General features: G+C 62.0%; 17 protein-coding genes. 9 read left to right on the top strand and 8 right to left on the bottom strand.

Going from position 1 to position 19,843, the window contains the following annotated elements:
* The first annotated feature begins 29 nt into the window (after positions 1–29).
* The 5 genes from JS541_RS08130 to JS541_RS08110 all read left to right on the top strand — a co-directional run bounded on the left by JS541_RS08130 (position 30) and on the right by JS541_RS08110 (position 6,827).
* Positions 30–1,496 (top strand): prealbumin-like fold domain-containing protein, encoded by a 1,467-nt coding sequence (locus JS541_RS08130; RefSeq protein ID WP_214373961.1) that lies wholly within the window; start codon positions 30–32, stop codon positions 1,494–1,496.
* Complete coding sequence (locus JS541_RS08125) at positions 1,493–2,332, top strand: class C sortase (protein ID WP_214373960.1); 840 nt, start codon at positions 1,493–1,495, stop codon at positions 2,330–2,332. The genes JS541_RS08130 and JS541_RS08125 overlap by 4 nt, the downstream gene beginning before the upstream one ends.
* A gap of 32 nt (positions 2,333–2,364) precedes the next feature.
* Positions 2,365–3,783 (top strand): hypothetical protein, encoded by a 1,419-nt coding sequence (locus JS541_RS08120; protein ID WP_214373959.1) that lies wholly within the window; start codon positions 2,365–2,367, stop codon positions 3,781–3,783.
* A gap of 147 nt (positions 3,784–3,930) precedes the next feature.
* The gene (locus JS541_RS08115; RefSeq protein WP_240539293.1) at positions 3,931–5,121 is read left to right on the top strand and encodes an IS30 family transposase; all 1,191 of its coding nucleotides are present in this window, start codon (positions 3,931–3,933) and stop codon (positions 5,119–5,121) included.
* A 131-nt stretch (positions 5,122–5,252) separates the two neighbouring features.
* Positions 5,253–6,827 carry a choice-of-anchor A family protein gene (locus JS541_RS08110; protein ID WP_214373957.1) on the top strand — a complete coding sequence of 525 codons (1,575 nt, stop codon included), beginning with the start codon at positions 5,253–5,255 and terminating at the stop codon, positions 6,825–6,827.
* Here the strand turns inward: JS541_RS08110 and JS541_RS08105 are convergent.
* Positions 6,809–7,150 carry a hypothetical protein gene (locus JS541_RS08105; RefSeq protein WP_214373956.1) on the bottom strand — a complete coding sequence of 114 codons (342 nt, stop codon included), beginning with the start codon at positions 7,148–7,150 and terminating at the stop codon, positions 6,809–6,811. The two genes, JS541_RS08110 and JS541_RS08105, sit on opposite strands and share 19 nt — an antisense overlap.
* Before the next feature lie 210 nt (positions 7,151–7,360).
* Between JS541_RS08105 and JS541_RS08100 the strand changes: the two genes are divergently transcribed.
* Positions 7,361–8,326, top strand: a complete 966-nt coding sequence (locus JS541_RS08100) for an Abi family protein (protein WP_214373955.1) — start codon at positions 7,361–7,363, stop codon at positions 8,324–8,326.
* A 184-nt stretch (positions 8,327–8,510) separates the two neighbouring features.
* On the opposite strand, the gene JS541_RS08095 is transcribed toward JS541_RS08100, so the two are convergent.
* The 4 genes from JS541_RS08095 to JS541_RS08080 form a co-directional block, all read right to left on the bottom strand.
* A complete protein-coding gene (locus tag JS541_RS08095) occupies positions 8,511–11,963 on the bottom strand; it encodes a CAP domain-containing protein (protein ID WP_214373954.1) in 3,453 nt (1,150 codons plus the stop codon).
* Between the two features lie 284 nt (positions 11,964–12,247).
* On the bottom strand, positions 12,248–13,177 hold the full coding sequence (locus tag JS541_RS08090; protein ID WP_214373953.1) for a hypothetical protein: 930 nt from the start codon (positions 13,175–13,177) through the stop codon (positions 12,248–12,250).
* On the bottom strand, positions 13,174–13,755 hold the full coding sequence (locus tag JS541_RS08085) for a hypothetical protein (RefSeq protein ID WP_214373952.1): 582 nt from the start codon (positions 13,753–13,755) through the stop codon (positions 13,174–13,176). Before JS541_RS08085 ends, JS541_RS08090 begins: the two co-directional genes overlap by 4 nt.
* A 725-nt stretch (positions 13,756–14,480) precedes the next feature.
* On the bottom strand, positions 14,481–14,816 hold the full coding sequence (locus tag JS541_RS08080; RefSeq protein WP_214373951.1) for a hypothetical protein: 336 nt from the start codon (positions 14,814–14,816) through the stop codon (positions 14,481–14,483).
* Between the two features lie 131 nt (positions 14,817–14,947).
* Here JS541_RS08080 and JS541_RS08075 point away from each other — a divergent pair, with 131 nt between their 5' ends.
* Positions 14,948–15,118, top strand: coding sequence for an antitoxin VbhA family protein (locus JS541_RS08075; protein ID WP_214373950.1), 171 nt, complete (start codon positions 14,948–14,950; stop codon positions 15,116–15,118).
* 352 nt (positions 15,119–15,470) lie between these two features.
* On the opposite strand, the gene JS541_RS08065 is transcribed toward JS541_RS08075, so the two are convergent.
* A complete protein-coding gene (locus tag JS541_RS08065) occupies positions 15,471–15,698 on the bottom strand; it encodes a hypothetical protein (RefSeq protein WP_214373948.1) in 228 nt (75 codons plus the stop codon).
* Positions 15,699–15,910: 212 nt separating this feature from the next.
* Between JS541_RS08065 and JS541_RS08060 the strand changes: the two genes are divergently transcribed.
* Entirely contained in the window at positions 15,911–16,519 is a 609-nt protein-coding gene (locus tag JS541_RS08060; protein ID WP_214373947.1) for a hypothetical protein, read from the top strand.
* A 15-nt stretch (positions 16,520–16,534) separates the two neighbouring features.
* Here JS541_RS08060 and JS541_RS08055 read toward each other — a convergent pair whose 3' ends face one another.
* On the bottom strand, positions 16,535–17,668 hold the full coding sequence (locus tag JS541_RS08055; protein ID WP_240539290.1) for a hypothetical protein: 1,134 nt from the start codon (positions 17,666–17,668) through the stop codon (positions 16,535–16,537).
* Between JS541_RS08055 and JS541_RS14800 the strand changes: the two genes are divergently transcribed.
* On the top strand, positions 17,667–17,900 hold the full coding sequence (locus tag JS541_RS14800) for a hypothetical protein (protein ID WP_240539289.1): 234 nt from the start codon (positions 17,667–17,669) through the stop codon (positions 17,898–17,900). The genes JS541_RS08055 and JS541_RS14800 overlap by 2 nt on opposite strands.
* Positions 17,901–18,145: 245 nt before the next feature.
* Here the strand turns inward: JS541_RS14800 and JS541_RS08050 are convergent, their stop codons facing one another.
* On the bottom strand, positions 18,146–19,450 hold the full coding sequence (locus tag JS541_RS08050; protein WP_214373945.1) for a Hint domain-containing protein: 1,305 nt from the start codon (positions 19,448–19,450) through the stop codon (positions 18,146–18,148).
* Positions 19,451–19,843 lie beyond the last annotated feature (393 nt).

Raw genomic sequence — 19,843 nt, 5'->3', positions numbered from 1 at the left:
TTTTCTGTTGTGAAAGGATGTTGAGGATCATGGGTGTGGGTTCATGGCGGGTCCGGTCGGGTCTGCTGACGGTGCTGATCGTGCTGGTCGCATTGCTGCTGCCGGCGGCGCCGGCGCATGCGGCGGGGTATTCGATCACGGTGAAGGCGCCGACGGGCGACACGCTGACGGGGCGCACGTTCGCGGCGTTCCAATTGGGAGCGTATTCGAATGCGGTGAAGGCGAACGGTAAGGTCACGTCGGTGGCCGTGTCGAATCCGAATTCGACGGCGGGCGAGTGGATCACGCGCGCGTTCACGGCGAACAAGATCACCGCGGACAAGAACTATGACGCGGCGGGCAATCTCGCGAAGATCACGGATGCGGCGAAGCTGCGCGCGATCGCGAAGAGCCTGGCCGCGGATGCGAAGAAGCCGGGCGCGAGCGTCCTGTCGTGGAAGCCGACGGGCGCGCAGGCGAATCTGACGGTCCCGAACATGGGCCTGTACCTGCTGATGACCAATAATTCACTGTCGATGATCGTAAGCACGAAGATCGACGGCTTGGATATGGCGAACCAGACGCTTGGTGTCGTCACGATGAAAAACACGGTAATCGACCTCAGCAAATCTGCCGTCGGCGGCTCGTCCGCTACGGTGGGCCTGTCGAAGCAGTTCACGATCACGACCCGTTTCCCCCAGCAGGCCGTCAACCCGACGAAACTGACCATCACCGACACGCCCACCGGCATGAAATACGCGGCCGGAAGCCTCACCGTCAAAATCGGGGATGCGACCCCGGTGAAGATCGACCCCACGGCCAGCGGCAACGGATTCATCCTCGACCTTTCCAGCCGGATCGCGCACAACTGGGAGAAGCAGGTCGTCGTCACCTACTCGATGATCATCCTCCAGGCGAACGCCTCCAACAAGGCCTCATCCACGTACGTGATCGACGGGGACACGAAGACCGGGGGCGACACCACGGTCTTCGTGAAATCCTACGGGTTCACCCTCAAGAAGACCCGCGTCGACAACGGGAACGCATTGGCGAATGCGGGCTTCAAGATCATGGACAAGACCCACGGCAAATGGCTCACCTGGAACGCGACCGCGAAGACATGGAGCCAGGCCGCATCCGAAACCGCGGCCGGCGAAATCAGAACCGACGCGAACGGTCTCATCCAATACCAGAACCTCGCCGCAGGCCAGTACACCGTCAAGGAGACCACCACGCCGACCGGCATGATGAACGTCAAACCGTCGTTCACCCTGCAGATCAACGACGACGGCTCCTACAGGATGGTCGAGAACGCGAACACGAACCTGGTCGGCCTCAACGGGTCGACCGTCACCGTGAAGAACGTGAACAGCATCACCCAAATGCCGTTGACCGGCGGCTTCCAGCGGAGCATGGCCGGCGTGGTCCTGACGGTCATCAGCCTGGGGCTGATCCTCACGCTTATCACGCTCATCCGCGGACGCCTCTCCACGCATCGGGGATCCCACAGCGCATGAGCGGACAACCCCGGCATGGGAGGACGGTCACGCTCGCGCTTCTGGCCGTCCTCCTCGCCACGCTCCTGCCCGCCATCCCCCAGTGGATGCTCATCGCCAACGACACGACGCTCGCCGCCCAATCCTCCTACGCGACCGGAATCCCCGCGAAAATCCGGGAGGCGGAGGCGTACAACAGGAGGCTCGCCGCCCATCAGGGAGTATTGGGCGAGGCGGACGGGAAGGGCGACTTCTCCTTCAGAACGGACGCGGAGTATCAGCGGCTCCTCCGACTGGATTCGGATGGGATGATGGGCGAGCTTGAAATCCCGTCGATCAGCCTCACCCTCCCCATCCTCCACGGGGCCGACGATAAGACGCTCATGAACGGGGCCGGACATCTCCACGGGAGCAGCCTGCCCGTCGGAGGCGAGTCCACGCATACGGTGCTCACCGGGCATCGCGGCGTCGACGGGCGCACCCTGTTCACCCGGCTGGATGAAATGAAGACCGGGGATGCGATCGTCATCGACTCGGGCGGCCGGAGGATCGGCTACCGGGTCGACAAGGTGTGGGACATGCTCACCCCCGAACAGGCGTTGGGAAAGCTCCGCATCCGCCAAGGCGAGGATCGATTGTCCCTGGTGACCTGCACCCCGTTGTGGGTGAACACGCATCGGATCGTCGTCACGGCCGTACGCGACGACACGATCCTCGACGCTCATGACGGGGATCGGCGGGCGTGGATTCTCCGCCACTGGACCGCGCTTCTGCCCGTCATCCCGTCGGCCTGCCTGATCATCCATGTCGCATCCGTTCGACGATCCCGTCGCATAGGCGGATCGTCGAACGGATGATCCCATTCCACTCCCTTCGAAAAGAGGCTTTCATGCTCCCGGCAATCACCCCCCCCCCCGCGCGGGTATCCGCCCGTAGGATCCTCACGCTGATCCTCACCATTCCGCTCATTCTCTCACTGTCCGCCACGACCGCCAATGCGGCCGTCACGCCGGATCCGGTTGACGGGAGGCTCCGCCTCTTCGACTACACGGTTCTGAAGGAGGGGACGGCCGACAATCAGGCCACCTGCCGCTCCGCGGACGGGCTCGCCAAGGGCATCAACTCCAAAAGCGGGCAGGCGGAGGGGAATCTGCTCAAATTCCAATGCTCATCCATCCCCCATCCGCTCCCCGACACGATGAGCCCATTGATGAAACGCATCCTGTCGGCACCCGTCAACTGGTACAAGTACGATCCGGCCGCCGAGGCCGTGTTCGACTGGTCGAAGCCGAAGGCGGATGCGGACGGGTATCCGGTCAGCCGGACCGGCGACGGATTGGAGCAGTCCGCCGCCTACCTGTTCGACGACACGACGCACGCGGGCAAAAGGGAGTATCCGGTCAACGGGGCCGGCGGACTGCTCTCCCGCGACAAGGACGGGTACTGGCTGTACGACTCCTGGCTGCGGGCCGCCTACTATGATCCCGCGTCCCGCCGGTTCGAATCCGGTACGGCCAACCGCGGCTTCTGGCCGTTCGACCGTGGAAGCACGTTCGCAACCGACGATGACTTGTATCGCAAGCCGAACCATTATTTCGGCATCTCCTACCGGCAGCCGTTCACGATGACCATGAACGGGGAGGACGGCAACGGGAATCCGATGGTTTTCGACTTCCGCGGCGACGATGATCTGTGGGTCGTCATGGACGGCGTCGTCATCCTATCCCTGTCCGGTCCCCTGTTCGGCCGAAACGGGAGCATCAACCTCAAGACCGGGGCGATCATCCAGAGAGGCAACGGCGGCGACCAGGCGAAGGACACGCGCACGTCCACGATCCGTGAACGCTTCCGGCTTGCGGGCGTCACCCCGGCCGGCGGATTCTCCGGGGACACGTTCGCCCCATACACCAGGCATACGATGGGCATCTACTATCTGGAGCGTGGAGCCTACGCTTCGAACCTGCGGATCCGGTTCAACCTGAACGTCCGCTACCCGCATCTGCTCCACTATGATCCGAACCCGGGGAAGGGCGATGAGCATCTCATTTCGGGCTCCACCCCGGATGCGAAGGGTTTGGACGGGGATCGGATGCGGATCGCATCCAACGGGTTCACGTACGTGAACCATCGGTTCCTGTCCTGGAACACGAAGGCGGACGGCACCGGCACGACATACCATCCGGGGGACGGGATCACCATGCCCGATGAGGGCGTCACCCTGTACGCGCAATGGGAGCATTCCACCGTGGGGAGTCTCCCCTCGACGGGCGGGATCCCCTGGTGGCGGCGCATAGCCGCATGGGCATGAACAGGCATCATTTTTCGGAAAACCGCGCGGGGGGGGGGCGTAGGCTTGGCGGGTTCCAGTGATCGTTGCAACGCCTGATGATCCGAGAGGAGAGATCAGGTGGGCAAGTGGGTGTTCGACGGTGTCAAGTACGCGACCCGGAGCCTGATGTGCGAGGCGCGCCGCGAGCGGTATGTGGAGCTCATCCGCGATGGCATGAACTACACGCAGGCCGCGAAGGCGGTGGGTGTGTCGAAACGCACGGGCAAGGTGTGGCGCAACGGGCGCACGCGCTCGACCGGTCGTAACGAGAAGCCGTCCGTGACGGTCTGGTATCGTCCCGGCATGGACGAGACGAAGAAGATCAGCCCGCGGTTCCTCGACTTGGAGAGTCGTCTGCACATAGCCGACTGGCTGAGGGCCGGATGGAGCATCCGCAGGATCGCAAGCCGGTTGGGGCGTGCGGCGTCATCCGTCTCCCGAGAGATCGCGCGCAACACGAACCCGGACACGGGGCTCTACGAGCCGAACCGCGCCCAACGGGTGAGCATGGGCCGGCTCGCCCGACCGAAGGCCGCGAAGGTGCGTTCGGTTCCCGGATTGCTCGACTACATCCGCGACGGGTTGAAGCGGCATTGGAGCCCGGAACAGATCGCGGGGCGTCTGCGGGAGGACTTCCCGGATAATGAGGACATGCACATCTGCACCGAGACAATCTACCAGGCCGTCTACGTCCAGGCCAAGGGCGAACTGCGCAAGGAGGTCTCCAAGGCGTTGCGTTCCGGCCGGACCGCCCGACGTCCGAAGACCGGCGTGAACGAGCGGCGTCCGCGGTTCCGTGAGCCGATGGTCATGATCTCGCAGCGGCCGTCCGAGGTGGAGGACCGCGCCGTGCCGGGCCATTGGGAAGGCGACCTGATCTGCGGGACGGCGAACCGCAGCGCGATCGGCACGCTCGTGGAGCGCGCCACCCGGTTCACGATCCTGCTGCACCTGCCCGACGGGCATGACGCCGAACACGTCCAGCAGGCCGTCATCGACCGGATGCGCGATCTGCCCGAACTGCTGCGCAACTCGCTGACGTGGGATCAGGGCTCCGAGCTCGCGCTTCATAAGCGCATCTCGACGGCGTTGGACATGCAGGTGTACTTCTGCGACCCGCACTCGCCGTGGCAGCGAGGCACGAACGAGAACACGAACGGCCTGCTGCGCCAGTACTTCCCGAAGGGCACCGATCTGGGCGGATACTCTCAGGAGTACCTGGACGCCGTCGCGGAGGAATTGAACGACCGGCCGAGGAAGACCCTCGGATTCAGGAAACCGTCCGAAGCCATCCTCGACCTAATCAACGCATCATGATACGGTCAACGCAACAGGTCAGGAAACAACGAAGGCGTTGCAACGACCACTAGAATCCGCCCTCGGGCATCCTCACCCCTCCCGCCGTAGCCGATGATGCGAACGACTGGAGAACCGCATCCTACGTCGGCATGTACATAGGCGGAAACCTGACCAGCACGATCGGGGAGGCCGAAGGCATCAACGTCGTCAACGGCGACGCGACCATCCGCCCCCTCCGCTCCATGGGCGGCAACGTATGGTGGGGCATGCGGGAGGTCCCGCCACTGGATGCGGACGTGTTCACGGTCGGAGGAGACCTGAACGCGAGACTCATCTCCGACGCGAACGGCAACCTGTTGGACGGCGGCAACTGCGCGAACACGTTCAGCAGCGCCGGAAGCATCAAAATCGGCGGCAAGGTCCAGGACGGATACCGGATCGTCAAACCGGACCAGCTGTACAGGGACATCGACTGCGACGGCAACACGGACGACGCGCAGGCCGTCTACTACAATGACCGGACGCGCGACCCCCGGATCGGAATCGGCCGCACCGAAGCATTGAAGGTCAACGTGGGCGGCGGACGGATCGTCGACATGAACGGCTTCGACAGGAAAATCACCGCATGGAGCGACACGATCCGCGGACTGTCCGACACCGGAACCGTATCCTACTCGACCGGGGAGGATACGATCATCCGCAACATCGGCGTCGAACCGGCGGGCGCATCCCGGACGATCACGCGCAACGGGCGCGTCACCTTCCACGGAAGCGGAAAAGGCGCATACCAGAAGTTCACGCTCGACGCGACCGCATTGAACGCGCAGGCCGCGGCGCACCAGTGGCTCACCTGGTCGTTCGCATTCGACGGGATCCCCGACAACACGCCCATCTACGTGGATCTGCAAGGATCGGACATCACGATCACCCCGTCGCAGGGCTTCTATCTGAACGGCGAATACGTGGGCGTGAACACGAACGAGGATCAGGCCGGCATCAGCAGATTCCGCCGGCTCGCCGACCGGCTCGTCTGGAACATGCACGACACCGACCGGTTCCTCCTCCAGGATCCGGATAGGATCCCCGGCGCGGTCACCGGCAGCGGCGTGTGGACGCGATGGGCGATGAACTTCCCCGGAAGCATTCTCAGCCGGAAGGGCGATCTGACCATCGAGGTCGACACGAACGGACGATTCTACGCGAACGGCAACGTGTCGTATGATACGAACGAACGGCACAACACGGATTTCAAGGCCGGCGGGATGATCGGCCTCAACGCGTTGAAGACGCTTGCCGCGAACGGGCGCACGGATATAACCCCCGCGGATTTCACCGTCGGCCTGTATTCGAATGCGACCGGGACCGGGACCGCATTGCAGTCGAAACGGTTCGCGAAACAATCGGATGGGTCATGGAAGGCGGCATTCGATCCGATTCCGGTCGGACTGTCCATGTGGGATGAGACCAGCCACACGTACGAGTATTCCGTCCGTGAAATCCCGGACGGGAGTCTGCGCGGCGTATCCTATGACACGCATACCGGCGTGTGGCGGGTGACCGTGACCGCGAATCTGGGTGTTCCGACCGTCAGAATCGAGGAGAACGCGGATCATCCGCCGGTCTTCCGCAACACGCTCCATGCGGATGCGGGGAGCCTGCCGGCGACCGGCGGCCGCCCCTGGTGGCTGCGTCCGCCGATCCGGTTTCAGTCGAGAAGCAGTTGACGTGACATGTCCGTCAGCCGTCGCGCGCACATGTCGTCCAGCTCAACCAGGGAGCCGATCCGGTCGATGTCCTCCGGATCGGCTCCCGGCATTCCCGCATCACGTAGAACGCGGAGCAGGATCCGGCCGCCCCGCAGATTCGCATCATTGAACCGATCCGCGTCCAAAGTGAATTCCACTTGCATGCGATCCCCGTTCGGGAGCACGCGAATACGGGAGACCGGCCGATCATGAAGAAGGCGACGCGCCCGGTCGCACAATCCCGGCAGCCGTCCGACGGGCACTCCGACTGGCCGGAACGAGACGATCAGACGAATGCGCATTCAAACCTTCCTTCCGACGATTATCCTTTCCTTATGCGTCGCCCCCCTCACAGAACATTTTTCGACACACCATCTTTCATCCGTATTACCGGGGATGCCAATCGGCTGCCTTATTCAACATCCTGAATCATCTCCCCTGCAATGCATGCTCCGACTTTGCGGTCATCCACGTGTCTTTTTCGGGCGAGTCGAACGGAATGGTGCGAGACAATGGTTCGACGAATGACAGTACGGGGAGGATCTGACGTGGATGGAGTCCATAAGACCGTTGAGGAGCTTGCCGAACTCACCTTGAATCGTGGACTGCTTGGCGTGAACCGTGATGATCTTATCCTCTGGTTCAAGCATCACAATTATTACCGTTTTCTTGGTTACGCGAAAACCTTCATGAGGGACCCGAAATACGGGGACAAGAACTTCATCGCGGGAACACGATTCGACGCCATCACGGGTCTTATGGAATCCGATTCGGATCTTCGTTCCGCGATTCTGTCGCTCATCTTCCCCGTTGAAAGAATACTGCGCACCTCCTACGCCCGAATCGCCTACGATGAGCTGGAGTCCAAGAACGATCCCCATCGGGATCATGCGTTCTATCTCGACCCTCATCGCTACCGGCGCAACGATGAGTGGGATGACGGCGAAGCGGATCGTCTTGTCGACGACATCATACGCGATCTGTCCAGAAGCAGGGATGTCAACGTCACGAAGTTCTTCAACAGGTCAGCCACCGTTCCCGATTACAGGTATGCGAATGTTCCAGTCTGGGCTGCGGTGGAGGCCATGTCATTCGGCCGTATATCCCGTATTCTGGAACTGTCCCTTGATCAGGATGTCGCCCGAGGCATCGCCGCAGAGTATTCCCTGCAATGGGATCGATTCTGTTCCGACGTGCATGCCATCTGCGATTTGAGGAATCGCTGCGCCCATCATGATCAGCTGTGGAATCGGCAATGTCCCTCCCCCGCAAGGAGAATCGACCGTTACACCAAATACAGTCATTGGAGGCCATGCGGCGGCAGCGCGCAGATGACCATCATGACCGTTTATCGATTCCGAAAAGGAATGGGATTGCCGGATGCGGAGCGGGCGACCATCGAGCAAATGCTGGAGAATGACGAGACATTCCGCAACGGGATTCTGAACCCGAACTGGCATCCAAGGCAACACGCCTAAGACTTGACTTTCGGCATATCATCCTTGACAATAATCAATGACAGTGCCCACCCGACTGGACTTGCAAAAGTCCGACAGCGGTCGGGCCATTATTTTTTCCGGCGACAATACCGTCGGATACGGATAGGCCCCGCTCGAATCCTAGAAGATTCGAACGGGGCCTATCCTATTGATCGGCTATCGGTCACCTGCCGCTGATGGTCCAGCCGTTCGAGTGCTTCGCGGTCTTGACCTTGGTGAGCACGCAGCCCGCTCCGGCCACGGCGAGGATACCGGTCAAGGTGAGCACCATGCTCGCATCCGCGCCCGTGTTGGACAGGTAGGCGTTCGGAGCGGCGCCGTTGGTCTTGGAGCCGTTCGCATTGGTCGCGCCGGTGGTCTTGCCGCTGTTCGCGGTCGACTGGCCGGAGCCGGTGGTGACGGTGGTGCCCGTACCGGCCTGCTTCGCGGCCTGTTCGGCCTGTTTGCGGGCTTCCTCGGCCTTCTTGACCGCTTCCGCCTTGGCCTTGGCCTCCTGTTCGGCCTTCACCTTTTCGGCCTGGGCCTTCCTGGCGGCTTCGGCTGCTGCCTTCTTTTCGGCTTCGGTCTTGGCCTGCTGTTCGGCTTCCGCCTTCTTGCGGGCTTCCTCGGCCTTGCGCTTGGCTTCGGCTTCCGCCTTGGCCTTCGCCTCCGCTTCGGCCTTCTTCGCGGCCTCCTCGGCCTTCTTGCGGGCTTCCTCTTCCGCCTTCTTCTTCTCCTCTTCGGCCTTCTTCCTGGCGGCTTCGGCTTCGGCCTTCTTGCGGGCTTCCTCCTCGGCCTGCTTCCTGGCTTCGGCTTCGGCCTTCTTCGCGTCGGCGAGCTCCGTGTCGGAGGCGTCCTTGTCGGCCTTGGCCGTATCATACGCGGTCTTCGCCTGCGCGTACTTCGCATCCGCCTCGGCCTTGGCCTTGGATGCCTCGTCGAGCCTCGTCTTCGCGTCAGCGAGTTTCGCCTCCGCGTCCTTGAGCGTCCGGCCGGCGTTCTGGAGGCGGGTGATCTCAGCGTTCAGATCCTTGATTCGCTGTTCGGCCGCCGTCTTCGCGTCATTCGCCTTGGCGATGGCCGTGTCCGCGTCCTTGATACGCTGGCCGGCCTCGTCGACCAGCGCCTGCGCATCTGCGACCTTCGCGTCGGCCGCATCCTTCGCCGTCTGCGCGTCCTTCACGGCCTGCTCGCGATCCGACTGGACGGTCTTCGCCGCCTCGACCTTCGCCCGCGCATCCTTCGCCTTGGCCTGCGCATCCTTCAATGCCTGTTCGGCCGTGGTCTTCGCCGTCCGGGCGTCGGTCAGATCCGCTTCGGCCTGGGTCTTCGCCTGGTCGGCCTGCTCGCCGGCCTTCACCGCATCCTGCTTCGCCAGTTCGGCCTTGTCGATGTTCGCCTGCGCGGCATCCACATCCGCCTGAGCGGCCTGGACGGCCGCCTTCGCCTGATCGAGATTCGTCTGCGCCTGGGTCTGCGCGGCCTTGGCCTGTTCCGCGGTCGCCTGCGCATCCTTCGTGGCCTGCTGCGCCGTCTCATAGGCCGCGGTCTTTTCGGTCTGCGTCTTCTTCGCGGCCTCCAAGGCCTGCGCCTTGTCCTGCTGGGCGGCCACCGCCTTGTCGTACGCGGCCTGCGCCTCCTCCTGCGCCCTGCGCGCCGCCTGAGCCTTCTCGGCCTTCTCGCCGGCATCCAGTGCGGCCTTGACGGCGGCCGCATGCGCCGCATCGACGCTCTTGGATGCGTCGTCCACGGCGGAGAGAGCCGCATTCAGCTGCTTGACCGCGGTCCGGTACGCCTCCGGAGCCTGCTTCAGCTGATCCACATACCCCTTGAGCTGCTTCTCGTACTCGTCCACCGTCAGATCACCGTTGTAGATGTTGAAGTTCTGCGCATCAACGCGACCGTAGATGAGGTTGTCGTCATCAGCGGTGGATCCGAATCCGGTGGACACATAATCGGGGTAGATGATGTTCAGGTAATGACCGACCTGATGATAGAGGGTCGGATTCTTCTCCTGCAGTCCGATGGGATCGTTCTTGTACTGTTCGAGCGACGGGTCCTTTGCGACCGCCTCATCCCAGATGGCCTTCTCGCGATAGTACCAGCCATCGATCGGATCCCAGCCCGAAGCAAGATTCTGACCCTGAATGTACGTCTCGGGGTTATGTTCGAGATTGTTGGTCTGGGGGATACTGAAGAAGTGGTTGTAGTCGGCTGCCATCTGGGCGAGCGCGTTGTCCGTGCTGTTCCAGTCGAGTCGGTTGAGGCCGAGGCTTTCGCGGATGTCGTTGATCTGCTGCAGGTATTTGACGGACACGAGCATGTTGTCCAAGGTGGTCGAGGAGAGGCTGTTGCCGGTCTGCAGCCAGCCGTCCTTGTTCTCTTTGATGAGTTTCGCGGCCTGCTCGTACCCGTACGTCTCGTAGAAGCCGAGCGCGCCCTTGTCCAACTGGGACTGGGCCGTGTCGGCGGCCTGCTTCCTCGCATCCGCGTCCTGCTGAGCCTTGTCGGCCGCGGCCTGCTTGGCCTCCTTGTCGGCGGTCGCATCCGCCTCCGCCTTGTCGGCCTGCCGCTTCGCCTGGTCGGCGGCCTGCTGCGCCTGTTCGGCGGCCTGGGCGGCCTGCTTCGCCTCGTCGAGCTTCGCGGCCAGATCGGCGAGACCCGCATCCTCCTTGGACAGGTCGGCGACAGTCCGGTCGGCCTTCTCCTTGTCCAGCTTCGCCTGCGCCTCGGCGGCCTGCTTCGCCGTCACATCCTTCGCGGCCTCATCCGCCGCCTTATCGGCCTGCGTTTTCGCCTGTTCGGCCTGCGACTGGGCGGCCTTCTTCCCGTCAAGCGTCTGCTGCGCATCCGCCTTCGCCTGTTCGGCCTGCGATTTCGCCGCGTCCGCGGCGGCCGCATCCTGCCGCGCCTGCCGCTTCGCCAGGTCGGCGGCGTCGATGCGCGACTGCGCGTCCTGCACGTTCTGCGTGGCCTGTGCGACCGTGTTCTCCGTCCTGGTCACGTTCGCCTGCGCCTGATCCGCCTCCGCCTGTGCGGCCGCGGCGTCCCGCTTCGCCCGGTCGGCGGCGGCCTGCGCCGCATCCACGTTCTTCTGCGCGTCCGCTGCGGCCTGATCGGCTTCGCTCTTGCCCGCCTCGGCCGTGGCCTTGTCCGCTTCGGCCTGCGATTTCGCATTGTTCGCGTCGACGAGCGCCTGACCGGCGGCGGTGATCGCCTGTCCGGCGTCCTTGATGCCCTGCTGCGCCTGTTCGATGCCCTGCTGCGCATTCGCGGCGTCGCGTTCGGCCTGCGAATGCTCCGCATCCGCCTGATCATACGCATTCTGCGCCGACTGCCGCGCCGCGTCCGCCGCGTTCCTCTCGTTCGCGGCCTCGGAGAGCTTCGACTGGGCCGCGTCCAATGCGGCGGCGGCCGCATCCGCCTTCGCCTGCGCCTCCGGCACGCCGCTCGGCTTCGCCTGCGCCACCCGGGTCTTCGCCGTTTCGACCGCCTCCGCGGCCTGCGACACGGCCTGATCCGCCTGATCCTGCGCGGTCACGGCCGTCTCATCCGCCAACGCGGCCTGCGGGGCGAGCAGCGTTGCGCCCGCGATCGTCGCGGCCAGCATCGACTTCTTCACGTTCGAGGATTCCATAAACCAGCAAACCTTTCTTCCGTCAGGCTCCCGCCGTTCGGGCGCCCAAGCTCTCCCACGCATGCGTCCGCCGCACCATGACGGTCGAACAACCATACGCCAACAGAATATACACCCCCGAACCGGCCGACAGGCCGAACCATCCCGTCATGCGGAAACCGATGGTCAAGCCCCGTATGAGCATCCGGCTGATCCGGTATCGGAGACTATGGGGGCGGCCGGTCCGAATGGGAGAAGATGCGGGATGGGCGGCATGACGGGTGTGTCGAAACCGTGTTCCCGTCTCATGCGCTCAGTCGCTCCCTGACTGTGAGGCTCCAGTCGATGGCTGTGGCGGCCTGCTGTGGTACGACCCCGTTGCCGAGCGCGCGAAGCTGGAGGTTGCGGTGGGAGCCGGATACGTTCCGCCAGATGTTCGGGTCGGTGACCCACTTGTCGGGGAGTCCCATCATCCATTCGACGAATCGCGGCGACAGGTGGGTGAGCGACGGGAATCGGCCCTCGTGCCGGGTGCGGGCCTTCCAGTAGTCGGTGACGCATTTCGCGGGAAGCCGGGTCGCGGGGATCGGCAGATCCTCATCCCATGCCATGCTTCCGGGCCAGAACACGGGGTCGATGAGACTCCTCCCCCGATCCGCGGCGATGAAACGTTGCCAGACGCGCTTGCGTTCCGGATCGTCCAGTCGGGTTCCTCCGTCCTCGTGGGAGGCGTGACGGGCGAGCCAATATGGGTCGAAGAGGGTCGGATCATCCGCATGCCGGGCGACCCATTTTCTCAAACCGCCGGTGACCTGCGTGGGGCAGGGCGCGGGACGACGGAAGACCCGCTCCCAGCGGCGGACCGCCTGGGTGAATCGGCCGAAGTCCACGCCGATCCCGTCGTCAAGACCCCAGAGCGTGTCCGGGCTGCCGGTGATCATGCGCGTGTCCGTCATGTGGTCGGTCTCCTCGCGCAGGTTGCCTGATGTGGCGCGGCGGCTCTCCTCGCCGCCCCGGTGGAGAGCCTTCTCGTAGGCGGCCCCGTGCCGGGCCGGGAGCGTGTCCATGCAGTTCGGCGTGGAGAAGAGTCGAAGATTCTCGACGGCGACCGGCATGCACGACGGATCATGCCTTTGGTTCGCGCCCTTCCCGTCCCGGCTCGTCGGCGTCGGAAGCACAGTCACCCCGAATGTGACGGCGCCGGGAACGTTCTGCTGGTCACGCCTTTGGTTCAATCCGTGATCATCCCCCGCCCTAGGGGTAGGCAATACCGTGTGTCCATATGTTTCTCCAGTTCCTCCGGGTGCATGATCTCCTCGACCGTCCAGCTGAGATTCGTGGAATGCGCCGACCCCGGCACGTGATCCCGTTTCCGCCGGCGTTCCGCGCTCTCGTCGAACGAGGTCGGCGTCGGCAATACGCGCATCCGCCCCTCCTTCAATTCGAGCCCGAGATCCTCGGTGAGGCTCCCGTTGCCCGCGAGCGCATGCCGGTATGATCCCGGCTTGTCCAGGTGAGCCATGTCCTCCGCGGCCCTCGGGGTCTTCAACAGGGTCGGATGGACGTGTATGTCCTCGGATTTCTCCATCCAGTCGGCGACCGTGACCGCATGCCCCAGATCGCGGCGCCGGTCGGGGTTCATGGTGCCGCCGTTCCAGTCGTTCGACGTGGGCGTGGGCAGCGTGTCCACGTCATCCCTCAGATTCCGATACCCGCCGCCCCCGGATGAGCGGAGGCGGTCAAGATCCCGATGCGGGGGCAGCCCATCCATCGTGTTCGGCGTACTCAACAGATCACTCATACGAACACGCATGCGTCGCATCCTCCTATCCGAGGATGCCGGGGTATGGTCATTCCCGCATGAAGGAATGGATGGGGCTTACTTCGGTTGACGAAACTCCATGTTTTCTCCCGTCTTTCGGCGGTCGAACCGATCTCGCGGCATCGGAATACCATGAGCCGAATGAACGACATCGAATACCTGATCGGCTTCCTGCATCCGGATGCGACGGAAACGAGATTCTCCCTGTATTCGCGATATGAGCTCGCCGGGGCATTGTCCCGTGTCGAAAACGCCGTATCCGTGACATTCGGGGATGACGTGGATGATGCACGCCGTCAGGCCGACAAGACGGAGGCGGAGGAAACCGTACGGATTCTGTGGGAGCATATTGCGCCCCTTCTCGCATGTCATGAGGCCGTCCGTCCCACGGCATGTGATGATCCCCGGCTTTCCGGGGCGAGACTGCTTCGACTGGAGCATTTCATCTCCACGGGCCGTCTGACGGATGACATGAAGCGGAATGCCATGGCGGTCTCCGAACTGATCCGACGATTGGACGCGTCGCCTCTCATGATCGAACTGGATGGGACGGATCACGCCATGGCCGGGCATGTGAGGCGACTGTCCTACGATCTGGGGGGCGGCGATGATCGGCGGGGATGCGGACAAGCGTCAGAGGCGGGAGATTCTGACCGCGCGGCTTCTGTATGCGATCGACATGCTCGCGGCACGGTACGGCGGGAACTGGCTTCTGTTCAGGAACGAATACGCGGTTCCGTGTCGTCTTTGACCATGCGAAGAAGCCTTTGCGGGTTCATGATCCCCGTCCGCTCCGACTTGTCCAGCATCAGGCTGATGCCTTTCTCCCATTCATGGAGCATGCGACGATCCCTCTCGTCGGCGAAATCCATGTTCTCCAGGGAGTGGTACAGCTGGGTGAGCAGAATCCTCGCCCCCTCCCATTTGTCCCCGTGCGAGTAGTGGAGCATGCGGAACACGACCTCATCGCCAAGATTCGCGGACGGGGCATCGGATACGATCGCACGTCGAATGTTCCGGTGGTATCGCATGAACGGGAAACGAAACATCATGCCGTTTTCTATGCGAGACTTCCTTTCCGCATGCCGATCTTCGTCTTCCGGATGGAGTCCGATATTCATATCGGGGAAGACGGAGCATGATCGAAGATACGGACGCATAAGCTGAACGGAAGGAGTATCCGATGGATCGCAGACGCGCAATCGAAGAGGCCGTGCACAACGCCGAAATGGACGGAGCCTGCGTGTCCGCCGAATTCGCCGAGGACATGCGATGCTTCGTCGACGGAAACATGGACTTGAATGAGATGATGCGACGAGCCCTGCAACGCAACGACCATAGGGATGACGAATGAATCCGAATGATCATCCCATCGATGTTGTAGTGGTAGATGAGACGGCTGATCTGCTCGGAATCCGCCCGTCAAGCGTGATCGGACTGGCCGAATCCGGATTGCTTCGCCCGTCATCCTTGCACCCGCTTCGTTTCAGCCGATCGGATATCGACTCGTATATCAGGCAATGCGAAAGACGGCATCGGGACATGGATGAGTTCCTGCGGCTCGGCGAGGATATGGAAAGGATGATGAATCCGCGCATGACGGCGTAAGACCGGCCGCTACCCGTTCCGACCCGCATGTTCGGACACCCATTCCCGGAGCGCATCCGATATCGGACCGGGCGTGCCGATGAAACGATCCCCGATGTCTAATCCGATTCCGCGCAGCCGCGCATCATCGGCAAGCAGACCGACCAACGGGCGACGGGCGAACGGAATATCATGCTCGTCGTAAAACGACGCCCATACGACATCGCCAATGGATTCCCCGGATCGTCGGCGGTCAGATTCCCGTTCCCGTCGAAGGCTGGTCCGCCGGCCGGACGGATGGCGAGCATTCGTCTCGCCCGGTCACCCCATTCGTCGTCAACACGCATCCCACTCCCCTTCCGACCATTCGTTGAGATAATGGACGGGGCCGCATTCGTATTGGGTTGCCAGCCGTTCCAGCCCGAGTTTCACCTCCGCTCCGGAAAGACGACTCCCGGCGACGATCAGACAGGGTTTCTCGCAGACCACCCGGTAGACGACGTATCTGGATCGTCGGGTCCGAAGAACCCGGATCAGACGATCCGCATCCCCCTCGATCATGAACGATACGATCGAGCACTCTCCCTGGGATGATTCGACAGAGGGATCATCCTTTCCTCCTCCCCGTATTTCGAGACGGATGGAAAGCGTGAGGCTCGCGACGGATACGATCAGTGCGAGTACGGAGCAAACCATTGCGATCATGTCGGAGGATATGCGTCCCATGACCTTCAGCGAGTGGATCAGTCTCGTCTCCCTTGCCGTTTCGATCATCGCCCTTCTCGTGTCGATCGGCGGAAACAAAGCATTGCCTCGAATACGGGTTTCGGAAGATGTCTCCGATGTGACGACCGAACGAAAATACATCCTCCGACTGGAGAATGCGGGACTGGGCGCGATGCTGGATGTGCGTCTGAAACCCGATTCCTGCCTTGATTCGACGTTCACGCCGCGCATCGACTCCGGAGGCCGTTGGGAGACCATGCTTCATGTCGGTGAGGATTCGGATGACTTCTGGATCAAGGATGCGCCCCCGCGACTGGAGCCGTTGGATGATCGTCTGCCGAAAAGACTCATCCTGTCCTGGCGTTCCGCACCATTCGGACTGATCCGGCATCGGAAAGGAATCAGACTGAAACAGGTAGGCAGATTCCTTTCCGAAGCATAAGCGGGATGACGGCATTCACCGATCCGTGCGATCGTCTTCGCCGAGCATGAGCATCTGGTCGGACAGTCCCAGTTGTCGTCCCTTCTCCCGTCGGGCAATCCCGTTGTTGCAGGCCTTCGTGGAATCGTAGAGGGCGCTGGGGGTCGCCATGAGGCTGATCTCATGTCCCTTGTCGATTTCGTCGGTGAGGTTGACCATGTGCTTGTTGGCGCGTCTCACGTCGGGGTCGACGCTTCCGCCGTGTTCGCTCATCTGACTGCCGGGCGTGGGCAGCATGCGCGTTCTCTTCTCGCTCTGATGCCGGTCGCGCCGCTCCTCATCCTCCACGCTCATACGCCCCGGCGCATCCAACAGAAGCGTCTGCGTGCTCAGATACGTGGAACGGCTCACCGGCCGGCCGGAACACATCGGAGAATCGAACACGCCATCCGTGGCCTTCGGCGTGTACAGCAGATCCGTATCCGCGATGCACCCCGCGAGGCTCGGATTGCCGGCCCCATACCGCTGGTTCGGCCCCTCATGATCCGGATCACTGGCCGTCGGCGTCGCCGGCATGCCCGACGGCGCACCGGCCTCCCCCAGCCATGATGCCGGCACATGATAAACCCTCCCGGCCGCCATGATCCCGTTCTTCGGCCACGAATCCATGAACACGCTGCCCTCCCCGAACAGATCCATGTCCGGGAGCATCCACACATCCCGCGCCTCATCCCACACGGCCCACGCACGGCCATGCGGGCGGATCGGCGGCAGGGACGCGAGCCGCTTCAGACGCGCGTTCGCCGGCATGCGGGCCGTGCCCGGGTCATGCGGCCAGGCGGTCACGAACAGACGCAGCCGCCGATGAGGCGCCCCCACGGAGGATGCTTCAAGACCACGCCAGACCGCATCATAGCCAAGATTCGCGAGATCGCCCAACACCCTGCCAAGCGCGCGAATCGTCGGCTCCGTGAAGCGAGCGTCAAGCCTTTCATCATCCGCGAGCGCTCCGCCGGCTTTCATCTCATATACGAGCATTCCGCACGACCGGCAGCGAATATTCGACACATCGATATGACGGGATTTCACCCAGTCACGATAGGCGGAGGCGAGTGGCAGTGAGCTTTCCTTGTCAGGATCCGGTCTGTGAAAGGCTCCGTCCAGTTTCATGTCCGGTTCCTTGCAGGCGCAGAATCCATTCGATGATAAAAGACGAGATCTTTCCTTATCCCGCTTTTCGTCTTCCTTGGATACGCTGATGCCGCTCAACAAACCGCTGACGTTTTCGGCGACGATCAGGGATGGGCGGATGATGCCAATGCCTTTCGCATATTCCAGCCACAATCCGCTTCGGGTGCCTTTCTTCAAGCCGGCCCTGAACCCGGCCACGCTAAGGGATTGACAACAAAACCCCCCGGAAAGCACCTCCACATCCCGGTATTTCGTCCAATCGATTTTCGTGATATCGCCCATCGGAATGGCGTTCGGCGCATGCGTTGCACAAAGGGCGATCGGCCCCGGTTCGATGTCGGACCAGCCGACCAGTTCGCCCTCGCCTATCGCCCCGACCAGTCCCAAATCCAATCCGAGGTATCCGGAGAACAATGATGCCGTCTTATATCGTTCCTGCATGCTTCAACGCATGCGTCAGAGACCAGAGACGGCAATCCCATCCACGGTATAGGAACAATCATCTTCGACGCGAAGACCGTACAGCCTTTCGCCTTTTCGTCCTTCTTCGGCTCGTCTGACTCTTCCCCAGAAGGAATCCGGTCGGATGAATCCCAGTTTCGAATGATCGAAGATGGCAAGATTATAGGTTCTGGAATCCTTGACCAATCCGCCTCGAAGATAATGGGCGCGATGCGCCTGATACGAACTAAGGGATACGCCTTTGCCTTCCATTAGCATCAGTGTTTTCATTCCCAATATGAGATTCTCGCTGACGGATAAGGCAGTCCAGCCGTTTTTCGTTTTTGATCCGTCGGAATCCCGATATCCTCGGATTAGGGCATCCCGCCATTCCTTTCGCATTCCGAAAACCCAGGAGGGGATGCGCTTCCCCTTGGCGCCTTTTCCGAAATTCTCGTACAGCCATCGGTATAAAGCCATGGAGTAGCAGGTGAATTTGACGGTCGTCGCCGTATAGCTCTTGTAAAAATGGAGATCGGTTTCGTTGAAATGGTCGATCATCTCCCGCTCCTTGTCAAAGGAATCGCAGATATGGACTCGACAGCTATCGCCCTTCCCGTTCTTCATGTGCACGATGCTCAACCATCCGTCACCGAGGAAACGACCGACGAAATAGAAGAACGCCGTATCCATCCGTATTCGCCTGACGACCGCATTGGGGTATTGGAACTCGGGGATGCTTAATGGTGGAACTGAGGCTACGTTGCAAATCCATCGACCGATCAAATCATTAACCGGAACCCATTTGAAATCCGTCTGGATTCGTTCATATCCGTTTTTGCGAGGACTCCATTGTCTTGACGCCCCACAGGTCAGAAACAAGGTATTCGGCGTGCATTCGATGCCGGGCGTGCCCTGCCCGCGGAGGATGATCGTGTCCCCAATGTGGGAGCCAATGTCAGTGACTGGCTTCCAGTTGCCCTTATGGGTGAGCACCCTGTCACCTACTTTGACGTGTTCGATGGGCATGAACCCATGGTCGGTGAGCACGAGGCTTCCCGCGGGGAAGCAGGGTGATCCGCCGCAGATCACGTCCGTGTAGGGCAGATTGTCCTTGTCGAGCCTGGTGATGTCGCCGAGATTGGGGCAGTCGTCGCCGTGCGCGTGATACCGTTCTATGGCGGTGGGGCCGGGTTCGATGTCCGACGTGTAGGCGACGCGCATGCCGCCGCCCAATGCCATGTTAACGCCCATGTCGAGGCCGCCGTAGCCGGTGAACAGGCTGCCGATGAGACCATTATCCTGCTGTTGTTCGCTCATGTGCGAGCGCATGCGTCAGACGGGACGGATCGTCAATCCGGTCTCCTGGGCGGCCGATTGGAGCAGGACATCAACGTCCTCTCGTTTCCGGGGTGTTCTGACCCTGACCTCGCAGGGCGTCCGTCTGCCGCATCTGAGGGAGAATCCCCGGTTCGGGTTTCGGGCAAGAAGATCGTAGAAATCCCGGATATGCGACGGATCGCCGTCCATTGCGTAGACGTACTCCCGGAATTCGGAATGATCGTCTCCGCCGCCGCGTCGTCTTCCCAGCATTTTCCGCATGAGACTGCCGAACATGTTCATGACGTGGTTGTATGCGGTCGAACGTTCCCGGGTGTCTCCGGTGGAGGACGGGGCGGGAATGGGCGGGGATCGATTTTCGCTTTTCGACGC

Origin of the sequence: Bifidobacterium sp. SO1 (assembly GCF_018555335.1) — a bacterium.
GTDB classification, from domain to species: Bacteria; Actinomycetota; Actinomycetes; order Actinomycetales; family Bifidobacteriaceae; genus Bifidobacterium; species Bifidobacterium simiiventris.
The sequence above is the reverse complement of the archived record's forward strand: the minus strand, read 5'-3'. Positions and strand labels throughout refer to the sequence as shown.